This window comes from Jeotgalicoccus aerolatus, from assembly GCF_014635205.1.
In the GTDB taxonomy this organism is placed as follows: domain Bacteria; phylum Bacillota; class Bacilli; order Staphylococcales; family Salinicoccaceae; genus Jeotgalicoccus; species Jeotgalicoccus aerolatus.
Genome location: NZ_BMCN01000001.1, coordinates 254,410 through 272,784, shown reverse-complemented (window position 1 = coordinate 272,784; position 18,375 = coordinate 254,410). Strand labels below are relative to the sequence as shown.

At 44.7% G+C, this 18,375-nt stretch carries 14 protein-coding genes; 2 read left to right on the top strand and 12 right to left on the bottom strand.

All coding sequences use genetic code 11. The annotated features are described in order from the left end of the window. Positions 1 to 184: 184 nt before the first annotated feature. Positions 185 to 775, top strand: a complete 591-nt coding sequence (gene plsY, locus IEU81_RS01415; RefSeq protein ID WP_186089944.1) for a glycerol-3-phosphate 1-O-acyltransferase PlsY — start codon at positions 185 to 187, stop codon at positions 773 to 775. 79 nt (positions 776 to 854) lie between these two features. Here the strand turns inward: plsY and acnA are convergent, their stop codons facing one another. Then, on the bottom strand, positions 855 to 3,548 hold the full coding sequence (gene acnA, locus IEU81_RS01410; protein ID WP_186090770.1) for an aconitate hydratase AcnA: 2,694 nt from the start codon (positions 3,546 to 3,548) through the stop codon (positions 855 to 857). A gap of 276 nt (positions 3,549 to 3,824) precedes the next feature. On the opposite strand from acnA, the gene mscL reads away from it, so the two are divergent. After that, complete coding sequence (gene mscL / locus IEU81_RS01405; protein ID WP_092594860.1) at positions 3,825 to 4,211, top strand: large conductance mechanosensitive channel protein MscL; 387 nt, start codon at positions 3,825 to 3,827, stop codon at positions 4,209 to 4,211. A gap of 105 nt (positions 4,212 to 4,316) precedes the next feature. On the opposite strand, the gene IEU81_RS01400 is transcribed toward mscL, so the two are convergent. From IEU81_RS01400 to hemA, 11 genes are all read right to left on the bottom strand, one after another. After that, a complete protein-coding gene (locus IEU81_RS01400) occupies positions 4,317 to 5,582 on the bottom strand; it encodes a bifunctional folylpolyglutamate synthase/dihydrofolate synthase (RefSeq protein WP_186089942.1) in 1,266 nt (421 codons plus the stop codon). 3 nt (positions 5,583 to 5,585) lie between these two features. Further along, positions 5,586 to 8,216: a valine--tRNA ligase gene (locus IEU81_RS01395; protein WP_186089940.1), complete on the bottom strand. Its 2,631-nt coding sequence runs from the start codon at positions 8,214 to 8,216 to the stop codon at positions 5,586 to 5,588. Positions 8,217 to 8,556: 340 nt separating this feature from the next. Continuing rightward, positions 8,557 to 9,624, bottom strand: a complete 1,068-nt coding sequence (locus IEU81_RS01390) for an AbrB family transcriptional regulator (RefSeq protein ID WP_092594866.1) — start codon at positions 9,622 to 9,624, stop codon at positions 8,557 to 8,559. Between the two features lie 530 nt (positions 9,625 to 10,154). Beyond that, positions 10,155 to 11,573, bottom strand: a complete 1,419-nt coding sequence (locus IEU81_RS01385) for an MDR family MFS transporter (protein WP_186089938.1) — start codon at positions 11,571 to 11,573, stop codon at positions 10,155 to 10,157. Positions 11,574 to 11,653: 80 nt separating this feature from the next. Next, a complete protein-coding gene (locus tag IEU81_RS01380) occupies positions 11,654 to 12,154 on the bottom strand; it encodes a c-type cytochrome (protein ID WP_092594870.1) in 501 nt (166 codons plus the stop codon). A 75-nt stretch (positions 12,155 to 12,229) separates the two neighbouring features. Beyond that, entirely contained in the window at positions 12,230 to 13,516 is a 1,287-nt protein-coding gene (gene hemL, locus IEU81_RS01375) for a glutamate-1-semialdehyde 2,1-aminomutase (RefSeq protein WP_092594872.1), read from the bottom strand. 1 nt (position 13,517) lies between these two features. After that, positions 13,518 to 14,498 carry a porphobilinogen synthase gene (hemB, locus tag IEU81_RS01370; RefSeq protein ID WP_186089937.1) on the bottom strand — a complete coding sequence of 327 codons (981 nt, stop codon included), beginning with the start codon at positions 14,496 to 14,498 and terminating at the stop codon, positions 13,518 to 13,520. After that, a complete protein-coding gene (locus IEU81_RS01365; protein ID WP_186089936.1) occupies positions 14,495 to 15,196 on the bottom strand; it encodes a uroporphyrinogen-III synthase in 702 nt (233 codons plus the stop codon). Before IEU81_RS01365 ends, hemB begins: the two co-directional genes overlap by 4 nt. Then, positions 15,174 to 16,106, bottom strand: coding sequence for a hydroxymethylbilane synthase (gene hemC, locus IEU81_RS01360; protein ID WP_186089935.1), 933 nt, complete (start codon positions 16,104 to 16,106; stop codon positions 15,174 to 15,176). The genes IEU81_RS01365 and hemC overlap by 23 nt, the downstream gene beginning before the upstream one ends. 14 nt (positions 16,107 to 16,120) lie before the next feature. Next, a complete protein-coding gene (gene ccsA / locus IEU81_RS01355) occupies positions 16,121 to 16,945 on the bottom strand; it encodes a cytochrome c biogenesis protein CcsA (RefSeq protein WP_186089933.1) in 825 nt (274 codons plus the stop codon). Positions 16,946 to 16,960: 15 nt separating this feature from the next. Beyond that, a complete protein-coding gene (gene hemA / locus IEU81_RS01350; protein WP_186089932.1) occupies positions 16,961 to 18,307 on the bottom strand; it encodes a glutamyl-tRNA reductase in 1,347 nt (448 codons plus the stop codon). Positions 18,308 to 18,375 lie beyond the last annotated feature (68 nt).

Here is an 18,375-nt window from a genome sequence, read left to right as displayed (position 1 = left end):
CAAACAATACAAACGTATGTTCGTTAAATTAATCTACTTATCTATTTTTATATAAAACCCGCATTTTTGCAACAAATTATAATAAGTTTACATAATAATATTATTATCTACTTTATATAATTATGTGCGAAAATAATATTTTATGGTAAACTATTAGTACCTGATAGCAAAAGGGGATAATTTAGTGTATACAGTTATTATTTTATTAATATTCAGCTACCTTTTCGGCTCTATTCCATTCAGTCTGATTATCAGCAAATCCTTTTATAAAATTGATTTGCGCGAACACGGCAGCGGCAATGTCGGAACGACAAACACCTTCCGCATACTCGGCAAAAAAGCCGGTATCGTCGTGCTTATTCTCGATCTGCTGAAAGGCGCCATACCCGTATGGACAGCTATGCTGGTTGACGGAACCGGAGATTTTCCAGTCGTGATATTCGGTGTTGTCGCAGCACTTGGACACGTTTACTCGATCTTTTTAAAATTCAAAGGCGGCAAAGCAGTTGCCACAGGCGGCGGTGCAATACTTGCAGCCAGTCCCCTGATTTTTCTCGTTTTAATTTTAACATTCTTAATCACTTTAAAGATTTCGAAATACGTTTCCTTGTCGAGTGTTTTCGCAGCCGTTGCGCTTTTGATCTCAGTGATGTTTACAGGAGATCCCTTTATGATCGGTTTCGGTGTGATTTTAGCCGTTATTGTTATCATCAAGCATATTTCCAACATGAAGCGGATTAAAGCCGGTACTGAGCCTAAAATTACTTTTATGTAAGACAAAAAGAATATTTTAAAGCAAAATATAAATCCATCAAAGCAGTGCTTTGATGGATTTTTTATTTCTGTTCAGTTCTTTATGAAGCAATTTTGTTGCGGAGTACAAGCTGTAAAATTCCGCCGTGTCTGTAATAATCCGCTTCAACATCAGAGTCGAAACGCACTTTAGCCTGGAATGTAACTGCTTCGCCGTTTTCTTTTCTTGCAACGACATCGATAATTTCTCCAGCGACAACACTTTCATCGATATTAATATCGAATGTTTCAGAACCGTCTAAGCCGTGGTCTTCAGCGTTTTCACCATTGACAAATTGTAGTGGCAAGACGCCCATCATCACTAAGTTAGAACGGTGGATACGCTCGTAGCTTGCAGCGATAACGGCTTTAACACCGAGTAAGTTCGTTCCTTTGGCTGCCCAGTCGCGGCTTGAGCCCATACCGTAGTCGTCTCCGGCGACAACAACAAGTCCTGTACCGTCTTCCTGGTATTTTTGTGATGCATCGTAAATGCTCATCACTTCACCGTTTGGCCAGTAAGTCGTAAAGCCGCCTTCTGTGCCCGGTGCGATTTGGTTTTTAATGCGGATGTTCGCAAATGTTCCGCGCACCATTACTTCATGGTTACCGCGCCGTGAACCGTATGAGTTAAAGTCGCGCGGTGACACGCCCTGTTCGATTAACCATTTACCTGCCGGCGTATCTTTACCGATCGCACCTGCTGGTGAAATGTGGTCAGTCGTTACAGAATCTCCAAATTTACCAAGTACACGGAGACCGTTTAACGGCTCGATTTTACCTGCTTCTTTAGATAGGTTCTGGAAGAATGACGGGTTTTGAATATATGTTGAACTGTCATCGAAATCGTATAACGGTGCATCTGTCACATCGATTGCATTCCAAGTTTCGTTGGAATTGAACACAGTTTCGTATTCTTTTCTGAACAATTCAGGTGTCACTGTAGACATTACAGTGTCTCTGACTTCTTTAATTGACGGCCAGATGTCTTTCATATAGACATCGTTGCCTTCTTTATCTTGTCCAAGCGGTTCGTTTCTAAGATCGATATCGACAGTCCCTGCCAGTGCGTAAGCAACAACCAGCTGCGGTGAAGCTAAGTAGTTGGCTTTAACTAACGGGTGGATACGGCCTTCAAAGTTACGGTTACCGGATAAGACTGAAGATACAAGCATATCTTCGTCGACGATTGTTTTCGTTACTTCAGGACGCAATGGACCTGAGTTACCGATACATGTCGTACAGCCGTAGCCGACAAGGTTAAAGCCGAGCTGATCTAAGTAAGGCTGCAGGCCGGCATCTTCTAAATAGCCTGTAACGACTTTAGAACCCGGTGCCAGTGATGTCTTCACGTATTTAGGAACAGTCAGTCCTTTTTCAACTGCTTTTTTAGCAATCAGACCGGCACCTAACATAACGTACGGGTTAGATGTGTTCGTACATGAAGTAATCGCCGCGATGACTAAGTCACCTGTTTTCAGTTCATCTTTGTCACCGTCGTTGTATTCAACAGTGCCTGTTTTATTGAACTCATCTTCAGTTAAGCCGTGGCCGTGGTTGCCTGCTTCAGCTGTCACTGATTTTCTGTATTCTTCTTTCATATCTGATAAGTTGATTAAGTCCTGCGGACGTTTCGGTCCAGCCAGTGACGATTCAACAGTAGATAAGTCAAGTTCAACAACGTCAGTGTAAGTCGGTTCGACTGCTGCGTCGAAGAATAAGTTATTTTCTTTTAAATACTCACGGACAACATCGATATGCTCGCTGTCGCGTCCAGTTAATTTTAAGTAGTCCAGTGTTTCATCATCGACTGCGAAGAAGCCGCAAGTCGCACCGTATTCAGGCGCCATGTTTGCGATAGTCGCACGGTCTGCCAACGGTAATTCAGTGACCCCTTTACCGAAGAACTCTACAAATTTACCAACAACGCCTTTCTTTCTCAGCTCTTCAGTCACTCTAAGTGCCAAGTCAGTTGCTGTTGTCCCTTCAGGCAGTGAATTCGTCATGCGTACACCGATAACTTCAGGCACCGGGAAGTATGAAGGCTGTCCAAGCATGCTCGCTTCAGCTTCGATACCGCCGACACCCCAGCCTAAAACGCCGAGTCCGTTAATCATCGTCGTATGAGAGTCCGTACCGACCAGAGTATCCGGGAAGAGTACATTGTCTCTATTGTGCACAACGTTAGCAAGATATTCTAAGTTTACCTGGTGAACGATCCCTGTTGCTGGCGGAACAGCCTGGTAGTTATCAAATGCTTTCGTTGCCCAGCGCAGGAACTCGTAACGTTCCATGTTGCGTGAGAACTCTAAATCCATATTTTTTTGCAGTGCGTTTGTGCTGCCGTACTCATCGACCTGTACTGAGTGGTCAATCACTAAGTCAACCGGCACTTCAGGGTTGATTTTTTGAACGTCGCCGTCAACGTCGTCCATTGCTTTACGGAGTGATGCAAGGTCGACGACCGCCGGCACCCCTGTGAAATCTTGTAAAATAACGCGGGAAGGTTTGAATGGCACTTCTTTACCTTTAATATCCCCTTTGTCCCAGTTTGCTAACGCTTCGACGTGATCATCGTTAATCACGCGGCCGTCATATTGTCTAAGTACTGATTCCAGTAATACACGGATTGAATACGGCAAGTTTTCAGACTTGCTCATCCCTTTGTCTGCAAGTGACTGCAGGCTGTAATAAGTATAGTCTTTACCGTTTACTGTTAATGTCTGACGAGAATTATCCTTCACATTCTTTGACATCATTAAAAGCCCCCTCTAAATTTAGTCATCTTAATTGTATACTTACTCCCAATATAAAGTAAATGCTTTCAAGCAAACTATTGATATGAATAAGCTTGTTATAAGATTAACTTTTATTTATCTTTAATTATAGCATTCATAACTAAAGGTTATAAATATTGTGCTTGTAAATTCGTGTGAAGATAATATTAAGGTGTAAATTAACTCTTGTAATCTGTCTTAAATGGTGTAGTATATAAAAAAGTTAGAAATTATAAATTTACAGGAGGTTTTTTTATGTGGCAGGAATTTAAAGATTTTATGCTGCGCGGGAACATTTTAGACCTCGCAGTCGCAGTAGTTATCGGTGCAGCGTTCGGTAAGATCGTTCAGGCACTCGTAGAAAATATTATCATGCCTTTAATCGCTTTAATATTCGGCGATACTGATTTCGCTTCAGACTGGGTATACATGGGTATTACATACGGTGTGTTCATCCAGGCAATTATCGACTTCGTTATTATCGGTGCAGCAGTATTCGTATTCGTTAAAGTCGTTAACAAACTGACTAAAAACCGTTTCGTTGAAGAAGATGTTGAAGACGAACAGTTAGTGCTTCTCCGTGAAATGAGAGATTCATTAAAAGCTGTTGAAGAAAAAAACAAAGATAATACTGGTTTATAATATTTATTTTCTTATTCGGAGCGCTTCGGCGCTCTTTTTTTATTTTTTATATAGAAAAAACAGCAGGGGCATAGCACCCCAGCTGCTTGATAGTCACTTACCCGCCTACTCTTCTCTTAAACCTTTTTTCACTTCGCTGATAAAGTACAGGCTGCCTGTAATTAACAGAAGTTCCCCGTCGAAGTGTTTAATATAATCGATATAGTCCTTAACAAAATGCTTATCCGGATGATCGATGGCGTTAAACAGTACTTCGCCGTCTTCTGCTTTAAAGAAGTCGAATTCCGTCACATTAAAGGTATCTGCCAGCATGCCGATTTTATAAACCATCGTATCGAGTGGCTTGCCTTTAACGGCAGAGAATAAGACGGTAATTTTTTTATCACCGTAAGTCTCCCTCATCGTTTCAACGAGTGCATCGACCGCTTCATTGTTATGCGCACCGTCTAAAATAATCGGCGGCTGATTGCTGATCTTCTCAATTCTACCGGTCCAGAATGTACTTTCCACACCCTGGATCATCTTATTAACATCCAGTTTCACTAAACCTCTTTCCATCATTTCAAGGAGGGCTGCAATCGCAATCGATGCATTTTCCTGCTGATGGCGGCCGAGCATATCGAGCTTAATATCATCAAAATCAAATCTGCCGTATTTAAAGCTGAATTCCTCGCCGTTTTGAGTCAGTATAATATCCCGTTCTAGTTCAATCCCTTTAGCATTTTTTTCATCGAGCACTTTATAAATATGATCGCGGCAGCCATCGTCTTTGACGTTAAAGACTAAAGGAATCCCCTCTTTAATGACGCCGGATTTATCTTTAGTAATATCGAGTAAAGTGTCGCCTAAAATATCAACGTGATCCAGTCCAATGCTCGTTAAGAGCGTCATGACCGGACTGAAGACATTAGTCGAGTCATGCGTAGCACCGAGGCCCGCTTCAATCAATACGTAATCCACCGGATTGACGTTGCCGAAGTAGACGAACATCATCATGGTAATGATTTCAAATTCAGTGGAATTACCTAAATCGGTCTCAGCCACCAGGCGTTCGGATACCGGTCTGACGATATTCGCTAACAGTGCAATATCGTCATCCGGTATCGGATTGCCGTTAACTGAAATTCGCTCGTTAAATACTTCGATGTAAGGCGACGTGAACGTACCGACAGTATAATCGTTGTAGTTTAAAGCGTTTCTCATATACGACAGGGTCGAGCCTTTGCCGTTCGTACCGACGATATGCACGCCGGTAATTTTTCTTTCGGGGTGGTCCAGTTGTTCAAGCATCCACTCCATGCGTTTGACGCCGGGTTTAATACCGAATTTCGTCCGTTCGTGTATCCAGTCCAGGCTCTCCTGATAGTTCATAGGCTACTCCACACCTCTCAGGCTGTTTAGGCGCGCCTCAACTTCTTCATACTGCGCCTGGTAGCCCGCTTGTTTTTGTCTTTCTTCATCGACGATTTTTTCAGGTGCATTGCTGACGAATTTCTCGTTGTTTAATTTACCTGACACCCGTTTTAACTCCCCGTTTAAACGGTCCAGTTCTTTTTCAAGACGGGCAATCTCTTCTTCTTTATTAATCAAACCTGCTAAAGGCAGCACGACTGTTGCCCCTTTAACGACGTCTGTCTTATCATCGTCATGCTTATCGATAGACGCTGCGATTGTTAAATGTTCAGGGTTGGTAAAGCGCTCGATATAATGCTTGTTGCGCTCGACTGCCGCGCGGCGGTTGTCGTCTTTTACTTCAAGTTTAATATCAATTGGTTTAGATAAAGGCGTGTTGACTTCATTGCGTGTCGTTCTGACTGATTTAATAATATTAACCAGCAGTTCCATTTCTGCAGATGCATCTTCAAAAGTTAATGAATCATCAACTGTCGGCCAAGAGCTGACAACGATAGATGTCTCTGTATTAATCGTCTGATAGATTTCATCTGTCACGAACGGCATGTATGGATGCAGCATTTTCAAAATCTTATCCAGCGTATATAAGAGCACTGAACGCGTCATTTGTTTTTCTGCTTCTGTGCCGTCATTCATCGGCACTTTCGCCATTTCAATATACCAGTCACAGAAGTCATCCCATATAAAGTTATACAGCACGCGGCCGACTTCACCGAACTCGTAATCGTCTGACAGACGCGTCACATCTGCAATCGTTTCGTTGAGGCGCGTTAAGATCCACTTATCCGCTAGTGATTTTTCACCCGCTAAATTAATATCTGCCAGTGTAAAGTCTTCACCGATATTCATTAAGGCAAATCTCGATGCATTCCAGATCTTATTAATAAAGTTCCAGACGCTTTCTACTTTTTCATCTGAATAACGGAGATCCTGACCCGGTGTTGAGCCCGTTGATAAGAAGTATCTCAGTGCATCGGCACCGTACTTATCAATCACGTCCATCGGATCCACACCGTTGCCGAGCGATTTCGACATTTTGCGGTTTTGTTCGTCCCGGACTAAGCCGTGTAAGAGCACATCATCAAACGGCTTCTCTCCGGTCTGTTCCAGCGATGAAAAGATCATACGCGCCACCCAGAAGAAGATGATATCGTAACCTGTGACGAGAACATTAGTCGGGAAGTATTTCGCCAAGTCCGGCGTCTCTTCCGGCCAGCCCATGGTCGAGAACGGCCACAAGGCACTTGAGAACCAAGTGTCCAGTACGTCTTCATCCTGCGTCCAGTTTTCGCTGTCTGCCGGTGCTTCTTCACCGACGTACAATTCACCTGTTTCATTATGGTACCAGGCAGGAATCTGATGGCCCCACCATAATTGTCTTGATATCACCCAGTCGCGGATGTTTTCCATCCAGCCGTTAAAGGTATGTTCAAAACGGTTCGGCACGAAGTCGATTCGCTTGTCTGTCTCCTGGTTTTTTAAGCTTTTCTCAGCGAGCGGCTTCATGCTGACAAACCACTGCGTAGATAAATACGGCTCTACAATCGCGTTGCTGCGCTCAGAGTGGCCGACAGAGTGCATGTGCGCTTCAATTTTAAGCATATAGCCCTGGTCTTCTAAATCTTTGACCAGCTGCTTGCGGGCATCGAAACGGTCCATGCCGGCATAGGCGCCGCCGAGGTCGTTAATTACCCCGTTCGGGTGCATAACGTTAATTCGTTCAAGGTCGTGGCGGTTGCCGATTTCAAAGTCATTCGGGTCATGTGCCGGTGTCACTTTCATGGCACCTGAACCAAATTCCTGCTCAACATAGGAGTCCGCAATAATTGGCAGTTCACGGCCGACGATCGGCAGGGTCACAGTTTTGCCGATTAAATCTTTGTAGCGCTCGTCATCCGGGTGGACAACAACGGCAGTATCACCGAGCATGGTTTCCGGACGCGTCGTGGCAATTTCTAAAAAGCCGGAGCCATCCGTTAAAGGATATTTAACATGGTAGAATTTACCTTCGATATCTTTATGAATCACTTCAATATCGCTGAGCGCCGTCTGTGTTTCAGGATCCCAGTTAATGATATATTCGCCGCGGTAAATCAGCCCTTTATTGTATAAATCTACGAATGTTTTACGCACTGCTTTAGACAGTCCGGCATCCAGGGTAAAGCGTTCTTTATCGTAATCGAGGCCGAGACCGAGTTTTTCCCACTGTGCACGAATATGTCCCGCATATTCTTCTTTCCAGTTCCAAGCATGCTCTAAAAACTTGTCGCGGCCGATATCGTGACGGTTAATGCCCGCTTCACGCAGACGCGCATCGACTTTAGCCTGCGTTGCAATCCCCGCATGGTCCATCCCCGGCAAGTACAGCACGTCGTAGCCCTGCATGCGCTTCATACGCGTAATAATATCCTGCAGCGTCGTATCCCAGGCATGACCAAGGTGCAGCTTGCCTGTTACGTTTGGCGGCGGAATGACGATAGAAAACGGTGTTTTATCACTCTCAACATCTGATTTAAAGACGCCTGCTTTTACCCACTTTTCATACTTGCCCTGTTCAACTTCAGCCGGATTATACTTTTTCGGCATTTCCATAACGATCACTCCTTTTAATTTTAAAAACAAAAAAACTCCAGTCCATAAATAGGACGGGAGTTCCGCGGTGCCACCTAAATTCAGGCATTACAAACATACCTGCATCTCAACTTGGTGATTAACGCTCACCGCACGTCTCACATTACTCATCTGAATCAGACGGTGCTGACTCAAACTTTGACGCAAAACTTATCACAGGCTACTTTCACTCTATGCACCGGTAAACTTCCACCGCCGTTTACTCTCTTCATGTCCCGCATACAGCTACTCTTCTGTGTCTCTGTTATTAATATAAGTTAATAGTATGCGACTTTTAAAAAACTGTCAAGAACGACTGTCTTTAAGACTGTCTCTTCCGTTTTCTGTTGAGATATTTTAAATAATAGCCGACGATCGGCACGACGACGATAATGATGAAGAATATTCTAAAGATGTGATAGCTGGAAATCATAGCGATGTTACCGCCCGTTTCAATCGCAATAACGATAATCTGTCCGAGTCCGCCCGGTGCCGCACTTAAGAATAAGTCGTTAAACTGGTGCGATGTAAACAGCTGGAACATATAGACGATAAACATAGTGCCGAAAATTAAAATTAAATTCTGCAGCATAATCGAAAAAATCAAGCGCTTATTCAGCTGAGTCATCAGCGATGCAATTTGCAATCCGATACGAATACCGAAAAGAATCTGCGCGGCGTTAATAAATTGTAAATCCAGAGAAAACTCGACACCCGTCGTTAAATTCCAGACGATGAGCACGATAATCGGCCCGAGCATGAGGCTAGCCGGGAAGTTTATCTTGTTTAAAAGATAAATAAGAACGACCGCAGCGATAGGAATAATCAGCATGGGCAGGGAGAAAATCTCCGTTAAATAATTGACCTCGACCGGATCCGCCGTGAGATCAGACACCGGCTGGAAAAGCCCCGAGACGAACGGCACGATTAAAACAATTAAAATAATACGGGACATTTGAGTCAGCGTAACGAGCAGAATATCCGCACGCTCCTCCTCCTCAGCCATAATCAGCATTTGAGACAGCGCACCCGGAACAGACGCTAAAACCGCCGTTTCCGGCGTACTTTTCGTTAAGAAGATAAAGAGCCGGGATAAAATCAAACTTAAAATAAGAACGAGAATCGTCATTAAGAAAATATTAAACAAATCAGCGCGCATATCCGCTAAAGCATCGAGCGTCAGAGTCGAACCGATTTCGATGGCCATAATGAAAACCCCGAGATCACCGAGCCAGCGCGGAAAATAGAGCGCCCGTGGAATCAAACGGATATATATAATCGTTGCAATCATCGAACCGAAGAGCCACGGCAAAATCATGCCGAGTGCATCCAATCCGTATGAAATAATGGCAGCAGCGACAAACAGCAGCAGTAAACGAAGTACTTTCAATAAAATCACCTTATCTATTCAAGTGTCATCTATAATAATAACTTATATTAGAGTTGATATAAAGTAAGTTGCATTTTACACGATTGGCGGGGTGTTGGGTTTGTTGGGTTTATGGCTGGTTGTTGGCTGGTTGCTGGCTGGTTGCGACCGTTTGTGCAGGTCACAAGCGGTTGATTAGTTGGTTGCGACCGTTTGTGCAGGTCACAAGCGGTTGATTAGCTGGTTGCGACCGCATGAGTAAGTCACAAGCGGTTGATTAGCTGGTTGCGGCCGCATGAACCAGTCACAAGCGGTTGATAAGCGAGTTGCGACCGCATGAGTAGGTCACAAGCGGTCAATAAGCAAGTCACTCCCGCATGAACCACTCACAAGCGGTCAATAAGCAAGTTGCGACCGCATGAGTAAGTCACAAGCGGTTGATTAGCAAGTTGCGACCGCATGAGTAGGTCACAAGCGGTCAATAAGCAAGTTGCGACCGCATGAACCACTCACAAGCGGTCAATAAGCAATCCACCACCCACCACACCCTTCTAGTCCCGTTCGCTCACTACCCGTTCCTGTTCTTTTAAGAAAAGTGCGAGTACAAGTCCGATTGCTGCCAGGGCTGCGGCTACTTTGAAGGTCCAATTGACTCCAGTGATTTCAGCGTCTGCATCGGGTACGCCGCCGGATATATTAAATGCGACACCGGTCATTATAGTTATAAAGAGCGCGGTGAACAGGGAGCCGCCAATTTGTCGCATCGTATTATTCAGCGAGGTGCCGTGTGCAATCATATGATTGTCCAGCGCGTTCATGGCGTATGTCGTGAGTGCCATCATAGACAGGCCAACGCCCGCCAGGCGCACCGTGTACACAATCGTAATATAAGTAAATGTTGTATCGGCACTTAAAAATGACAGCATCAGAGATGTTCCGAGTATTAGTATCAGACTGGTAAATGTCAGTATCCGTATACCGTACTGGTCAAAGAGCCAGCCGGCAATTAGGGAAATGACTCCCATCACTAAAGCGCCCGGCAAGAGTGACAGCCCGGATTGAAAGGCGGTAAAGCCGAGCATGTCCTGCATCAGCACCGGCACGATATTATTGGCGCTCACCATCGACACGAAGATGATGATCCCGATCAGCGAGGCCATTAAAAAGTAAGGGTTTTTCAAAACGCGGATTTCCAAGATTGGCTGAACCAGCTTGAACTGGCGCCGAACAAACAGCAGCACGATAAACAGTCCGGCCAGAATAGGCAGGATGACTTCAAGACTCGTCCAGCCTGATACGCCTGCGACTGAAAATCCGTATAACATTCCGCCAAAGCCGAGTGTCGACATAATAATCGATAATATATCGACTTTCGGATTGGTCTGTTCTGTAACATTGCGCATATAAAAATAAGCAAATACTATATTTATAGCAGCGAGCGGCACAATAATGATAAACAGCGTCCGCCACGGCCAGAATTCGACGATGTAGCCTGACAAGGTCGGACCGATCGCTGGTGCAAATCCGATAATCAGCCCGAACAGTCCCATCGCTTTTCCTCTGTTTTCGACTGTAAACATCTGCAGTAAAATAACTTGCGACAGCGGCATCATGATCCCCGCACCACCGGCCTGCAGTATTCGTCCTGCCAGCAGCATCGGAAAGACATGAGATACTGCAGCGATGATTGTACCGATTGTAAATAGAATCATCGCGGTCATATAGAGCTTACGCGTCGTGAATTTATTAATTAAAAAGGCGGATACCGGTATCATAATGCCGTTGACTAAAAAGAAACCGGTGGTCAGCCACTGCGCTGTGCTGAACGGAATATTTAAATCTGCCATAATAACCGGTACTGCGGTGACTAAAAGTGTCTGATTTAAAATCGTTACGAAGGCGCCGACAATTAGTATGGCAATGACTAAATTCCGCCCTGTCATCCCTTCTTTCTTTTCCCCTGTGTTCATATTATCAATTCTCCCAAATTGTGCTGGATATAGAAAAAGACAAACTCATACAATACGAGTTTGTCTCTTTATTTTAAGTATTATTGTTCGCTGAAGAATTGGTACATTGCTGTTAATTCTTCATCTGCAATTTGATCTGCACTGAAAGCAGGCATAGAGCCTTGACCTTCACGAACTGTTGTTGTGAAATCTTCTTCAGAAAGACTTGTTCCGGCTAAAGCTGGACCCATTGATCCTGAAAAGTCTTGACCGTGACAAGATGCACAGTTATCGCGTGCAATGCCTTCTGCGTCGACGTCGCCGCTAGATGCCGTTTCTTCACCTTCGCCGCCGCCTTCTTCACTTGATTCTTCACCTGAATCAGCAGTTTCTTCTGTTGAAGCACCTTCTTCAGAAGCGGTTTCTTCACCGCCGCCGCTGCCTAAGTGGAAAATAAGTAATGGCACGATTAATACTGCAATAATTAACGGTGCGAGCCAGTACAGGTGTTTAGTACCTTTTGTACTCGCCGACGGATTATTTTCGATATAACGAGGCTGGCCATCTACTTTTTTACCAGCTGGACGTTTTTTATCACTCATTATGACTACCCCCCATTTATACTATCATCCACTATTATACACATAATTTCACAGTCATGAAGCATAAAATTTAAATTATTTACCCGTAACTTTACTTAATGAATTATCAAATGCCTGAATTGTTTGTGCAATATCTGCTTCAGTGTGTTTTGTTGATAAAAACATGCCTTCAAATTGTGACGGCGGTAAATAAACACCCTCTTCTAAGAGTGCCTGGTACATCGCTCTGAATAATTCCAAGTCGCTCGAATTGGCACTGTCGAAGTCGATCACCGGGCCTTCTGTTAAGAAGAAGCCGATCATTGAACCGGCACGGTTAATCGTGATCGGTGTATCGTGTTTAGCAAATACTTCTTTTAGGCCGGCTTCAAGCTGGTCTGCTAATTTAATGAAGTACTTGTAGCTGTCTTCATTCAGCTGGCTTAAAGTGGCAATCCCTGCACTCATCGCTAAAGGGTTACCCGATAAAGTCCCCGCCTGGTAAATATCACCGGCTGGTGCGATGCGTTCCATAATTTCTCTCTTGCCGCCAAAGGCGCCGACCGGCAGTCCGCCGCCGATAACTTTACCGAGACATGTTAAGTCCGGTGTAATGCCAAAGTGGCCCTGAGCTGAGTGATAGCCGACACGGAAGCCTGTCATCACTTCATCGAAAATTAAAAGCGCATCATTTTGTTCGGTAATTTCACGGACGAATTCTAAAAATCCGTCAACCGGCGGTACAACACCCATATTTCCGGCTACCGGTTCCATAATCACTGCAGCGATATCGTCGCCGAAAGCGTCAAAGGCCTGCTGCAGGCTTTCTTTATCGTTGTAAGGAACAGTAATTGTATTTTTAGCCGTCCCTTCCGGCACACCGGGTGAATCGGGCAGTCCAAGTGTCGCAACACCCGAACCTGCTTTAATTAACAGCGAGTCGCTGTGGCCGTGGTAGCAGCCTTCAAATTTAAGTATTTTATTTTTGCCGGTAAAGCCGCGGGCGAGACGCAATGCTGCCAGTGTCGCTTCAGTTCCCGACGATACCATGCGGATCATTTCGATCGACGGAACGCGTTCCATGACCAGTTCAGCCATTGTTGTTTCCAGCTCAGTCGGCGCACCAAAAGATGTTCCTTTTACTGCTGCTTCCTGAACGCTTTGAACTGTTTTTTCGTCTGCGTGACCTAAAATTAAAGGACCGAAACTTAAGGAGTAATCGATAAATTCATTGCCGTCGACATCGTATAAACGCGAACCCTTAGCGTGATCCATAAATAACGGGTGCTCAGCAACCGACTTAAAGGCGCGTGCCGGCGAGTTGACTCCGCCCGGCATCACTTCGACTGCACGGCTGTATAATTCTTTAGATGTGTTATACATATTAAATCTCTCCCTTATCAATTTTTTCAGCAAGATATTTAGCAAAATACGTAATGATTAAGTCTGCACCGGCACGTTTCATGGAAATCATCTGCTCGGCAATCACTTCTTCATCCATCAGACCCATATCGATCGCTGTTTTAGTCATCGCGTATTCTCCGCTGACGTTGTAAGCGACGATCGGCATATCCGAACGGTTGCGCACGTCGCGGATAATATCGAGATAAGATAAGGCAGGTTTTACGATCATCATATCCGCGCCTTCTTTCGTGTCGCTGTCCAGTTCTCTCATCGCTTCTAAACGGTTAGCCGGATCCATCTGGTAAGTGCGGCGGTCGCCGAATGAAGGTGTTGATTCTGCAGCATCTCTAAATGGTCCGTAGAATTTAGATGCGTATTTAATGCCGTAGCTCATAATGGGAATATGTCTGTAGCCTGCATCGTCCAAGCCTTGACGGATATGGGCAACAAAGCCGTCCATCATATTGCTCGGTGCAATAATATCCGCACCGGCTTTAGCCTGGGATACTGCTGTCTGTACTAAGAGCGGCAGTGATGCGTCGTTATCGACGTCCTGTGTGTTTGGATCGATTAAACCGCAGTGGCCGTGGTCTGTATACTCGCACAGGCAAGTATCCAAAATAACGAGCAGCTGTGGATAATGTTTTTTAGACAAGCGGCAGGCTTCCTGGACGATACCGTGATCGTGGTAAGCGCCTGTCCCTTCCGCATCTTTTTCATTCGGAATACCGAAGAAAATCACACTCTTAATACCGAGGGCTGCGACTTCATCCAGCTCTTCTTTAAGCAGGTTTAATGAAATCTGGTAGACCCCTTTCATAGACGGTACTTCTTCTTTGACGTCCGGTTTTTCAACGACAAAAATCGGATAGATTAAATCGTCTTTAGACAAGTGTGTTTCTCTGACCATGTCGCGCATAAAGCCGCTGTTTCTTAAGCGGCGGTGTCTGTCAAAATTCATTGTTTGATACTCTCCTTAATCAGTTCAATCATATGGCCGAGCGTTTCATGCTCCGGCGTTACAGCCTTCAAGCCGTAATGATTTAATCTCGATTGTGTCACGTGGCCGATGGCGATGAGCTGAATGCCGGACAAAGCCTTTTGATCAATCTGTCCGAGCAGACTGTCCACCGCAGACGGCGACGATAACGTTAAGTAATCGATCGATGAAATATTTTCTTTAATGGTTTTTATCGTTTGTTCATAGACTTTCGGATAATACAAATCGATTTCAGTGACATCTGCCCCGGACTGTTTCATATAATCCCGCATTAAAGGGCGTTTTTTAGCGCTGGCGGGATAAAGAATCTTTTGGCCGGGCCGAATATCAAACTCTTCGATAAAGCCTTCTTGAGTATAGGTCGACGGTTCAAAATCCACTTGAATGCCGCTGCTGTTTAAGGCCTCGGTCGTCTTCACGCCGATGCTTGAAATACGATCGGCCTGCAGCTGATCAAAATACGGCAAAAAATGTTTGACCGTATTTTTACTCGTCATAACGAGCCAGTCGTAGTGCTGATTTAAGACTGACGCATCAAAGCTGAGCGTCTCGGTCGTAATGAGCGGTGCATGAACGATGTTTAATAGAGTGTCGTCCGCTAAATCGAAAGTCGACTGGGTCACGTAAACGACGGGTTTACTGATTGGCATTGTTCTCATTAATCATATCGATAATATCTTTAGCGCCGATTTTTTCCATTTCGTCAGCAACGATATTGCCGAGCTCGACCGGGTCATTGTGAGATTTCTTAACAACATAGCGTTCGTTTCCGTCTTCAGACATAATGAGGCCGGTTAAATACAGCTCGCCGTCTTCCAATGTCGCGTAGCCGCCGATTGGCACCTGGCAGCTGCCGTCCATCCGTTTTAAAAATGTGCGCTCTGCTGTGGTGCATGTCGCGTCATCTTCTGAGTGTACGGCTTTTAGCATATCGATTAATTCCGCGTCATCGTCGCGCACTTCAATGCCTAGTGCCCCTTGGGCAATAGCCGGAATGAATTCTTCAGGGTCGAAATATTCCGTAACGACGTTGTCGCTCCAGCCCATACGTTTTAAGCCGGCAGCCGCAAGTAAAATCGCATCGTATTCGCCCGATTCCATTTTTTTAATGCGGGTATCGATGTTGCCTCTGACCCAGTTGACTGTAATGTCTTCGCGCATCGATTTTAGCTGGGCGCCGCGGCGGAGACTTGACGTGCCGACAACGCTGCCTTTAGGCAAATCTTTAAATAAGACTTTGTTATTCGATAAAAATGCGTCGCGCATATCTTCACGCTCCGGCACGCAGGCAATGGTAAAGCCTTTCGGCAGTTCGCTCGGCACATCTTTTAAACTGTGGATGGCCATATCGATTTCTTTGTTTTTCAGCGCTTCTTCAATTTCTTTAACGAATAAGCCTTTGCCGCCGACTTTAGATAACTGCACGTCGACGATGCGGTCGCCTTTCGTAACGATTTCCTTAATTTCGATCTCAGCATCCGGGAACTTGTTCTGCAGCTTATTTATAAACTGTTTGGACTGTGTCAAAGCAAGCCCGCTCCGGCGTGAACCGACGATAATTTTTCTCATGATTTATACTCTCCTTATAGTGACCAGAAATGAAAATTGGATAGTTCCGAAACGATTAAATAATTCAGCATAACCAGGACGAAAATCGCAATGCTGTATACCGCGAAACGCGGTGTATCGTGTTTCATTTTAACTAAAGCTAAAATGATGGTGTACATAATAATAACACAAATGGTCCCGATAACTTTCGGGTCATAGAGGACATTCAAGCCGATAATCTGAAGTCCCCAGACGATTCCTATTATAATACTTATACTCATGAAAATCACACCGATAAAAGTCATTCTGAGCATAACTTTTTCTGCAGTGCCGATACTAAACAGCGAGAAAAACGCACGGTTAAACTGTTTCTTTTTTAAATTTCGACGCTGAATTAAGTAAATGACAGCATTCAGCATGCCGATAAAAAACATGACATAGGCGCACAGTGCGGCCCCGACGTGAACGATCAGCAGTTCGTTGACGATTTCAAGCGTCAGTGCTGTCGAGCTGAAATTCAGCGAAGAAAATGTGTAAAATGTCATTAAAAATATAGTAATCACTAAGTAAAATGCGAGGACAAATTCCGATTTTGTTTTCCAAAAATGAATGAGCCCGATTAATATAAAGACAAAACTCAAAGTAAAAATGCTCTCTGCCAGTGTCAGTATCGGTATGCGGCCAAGCGTCAGGCCGAGCTGGCCGACCGATAAGAAGTGCAAAATCACGCCTGGTGTCAGCACATACAGAGAAACCTTTCTGACTTGTCGATTTCTTAAAAACAAATCGTATGACAGTGCAGAAAGGCTGATAAAATAAAATAGTAATATAATTTCTTGAATGCGGAACATCATATCCATTCGATATCCACCCTGCTAATTAAGGTTCAGCTGCTCTTTACGCGCCTGCAGTTTTTCTCTCTGCTTATTGCCGGCTTCGTGTTTAGCTGCTTCAACCTCTTCTTCTATATGGAACATGGCCATAATGTCTTCCAGTTTTTCATCGCGCCCTTTATCGCCTGCGATTTCTTTCGTAAAGATAATTGGATCCCGGAGCATTTGATTAATAATACTCTTCATATGTTTTGAAATCACCGTGCGGTCGCGTTCGGTCATATCCGGCAGCTTGCGCTCCAATGATTGAATCGTTTCATCGTGAATTTTAAGCGATTTAGTGCGCATCGCCTGAATAACAGGCACGACACCCTGGACAGCGAGCCAGTCTTCGAATTCCGCAGTCGTGCCGTCGATCATAGCCATAATTTTCTCTGCTTCCTGTTCTCTTGAAGCGAGATTGGCATCGACGAGACCCTGTAGATCATCGACATTGTACATATAAACGCTGTCACTGACATCGATCGCCGGATCAATATCTCTCGGCAGTGCAATATCGATTAAGATTAACGGTGAAGCACCGCGTGCTTTCGTCACAGTATCCATCATCTCTTTAGTAATGACGTAACCCGGTGATGACGTACTCGAAATCACGATATCCGCCTCTTTTAATTCTGACTCCAGAGCATGCAGATTTTCAGCACGGCCCTTAAATTTCTCAGCCAGCTGTTCTGCTTTTTCTAATGAACGGTTTAAGACGACGACGTCTTCGATGCCGTTCGACGTTAAATTAAGTAAAGACTCCTCTGCCATTTCACCGGCACCGACAACGAGGACGCGGCTCTTTTTAACGTTGGCAAAAATACGTTTCGCCAATTCCACAGCTGCATAAGAAATAGACACTGCATTTTTAGAAATGTCCGTTTCGCTGTGGCCGCGTTTAGCGACTGTAATGGCTTCTTTAAACAGCTTGTTAAAGATCGTCCCTGTCGTATGTTCTTCCTGGGCAGTGAGGAAAGCATCTCTGATTTGTCCTAAGATCTGCGTTTCACCCAGTACCATGGAATCGAGTCCGGCAGTCACTTTAAACAGATGCGTGACTGCATCGTCTGCGACTTTCATATCTGTCATTTCTTTAATTTTTTCAAAGTCCACATCGAACCAGTCCGAGAGAAACTTCCTCGAATAATACGCCCCCGTATGTTCCTGATCGCTGACGACATAGAGTTCTGTCCGGTTGCAGGTCGACAGCAGCGCTGCTTCTAAAATACTCTTTTGCTCGCGCAGTTTGTGCAGCGCCTCAACAACCTCTTCATCCTGGAAGGTCACCTGTTCACGTTCTTCTACGCCGGTTTGTTTATAATTTAGACTTAATGCAATAATATGCACTATTATGCCCCCTCAAAGCTTAACTCACAAATAAAATCTGTTTTCCTTCGTGTATTCCCTATTTATAC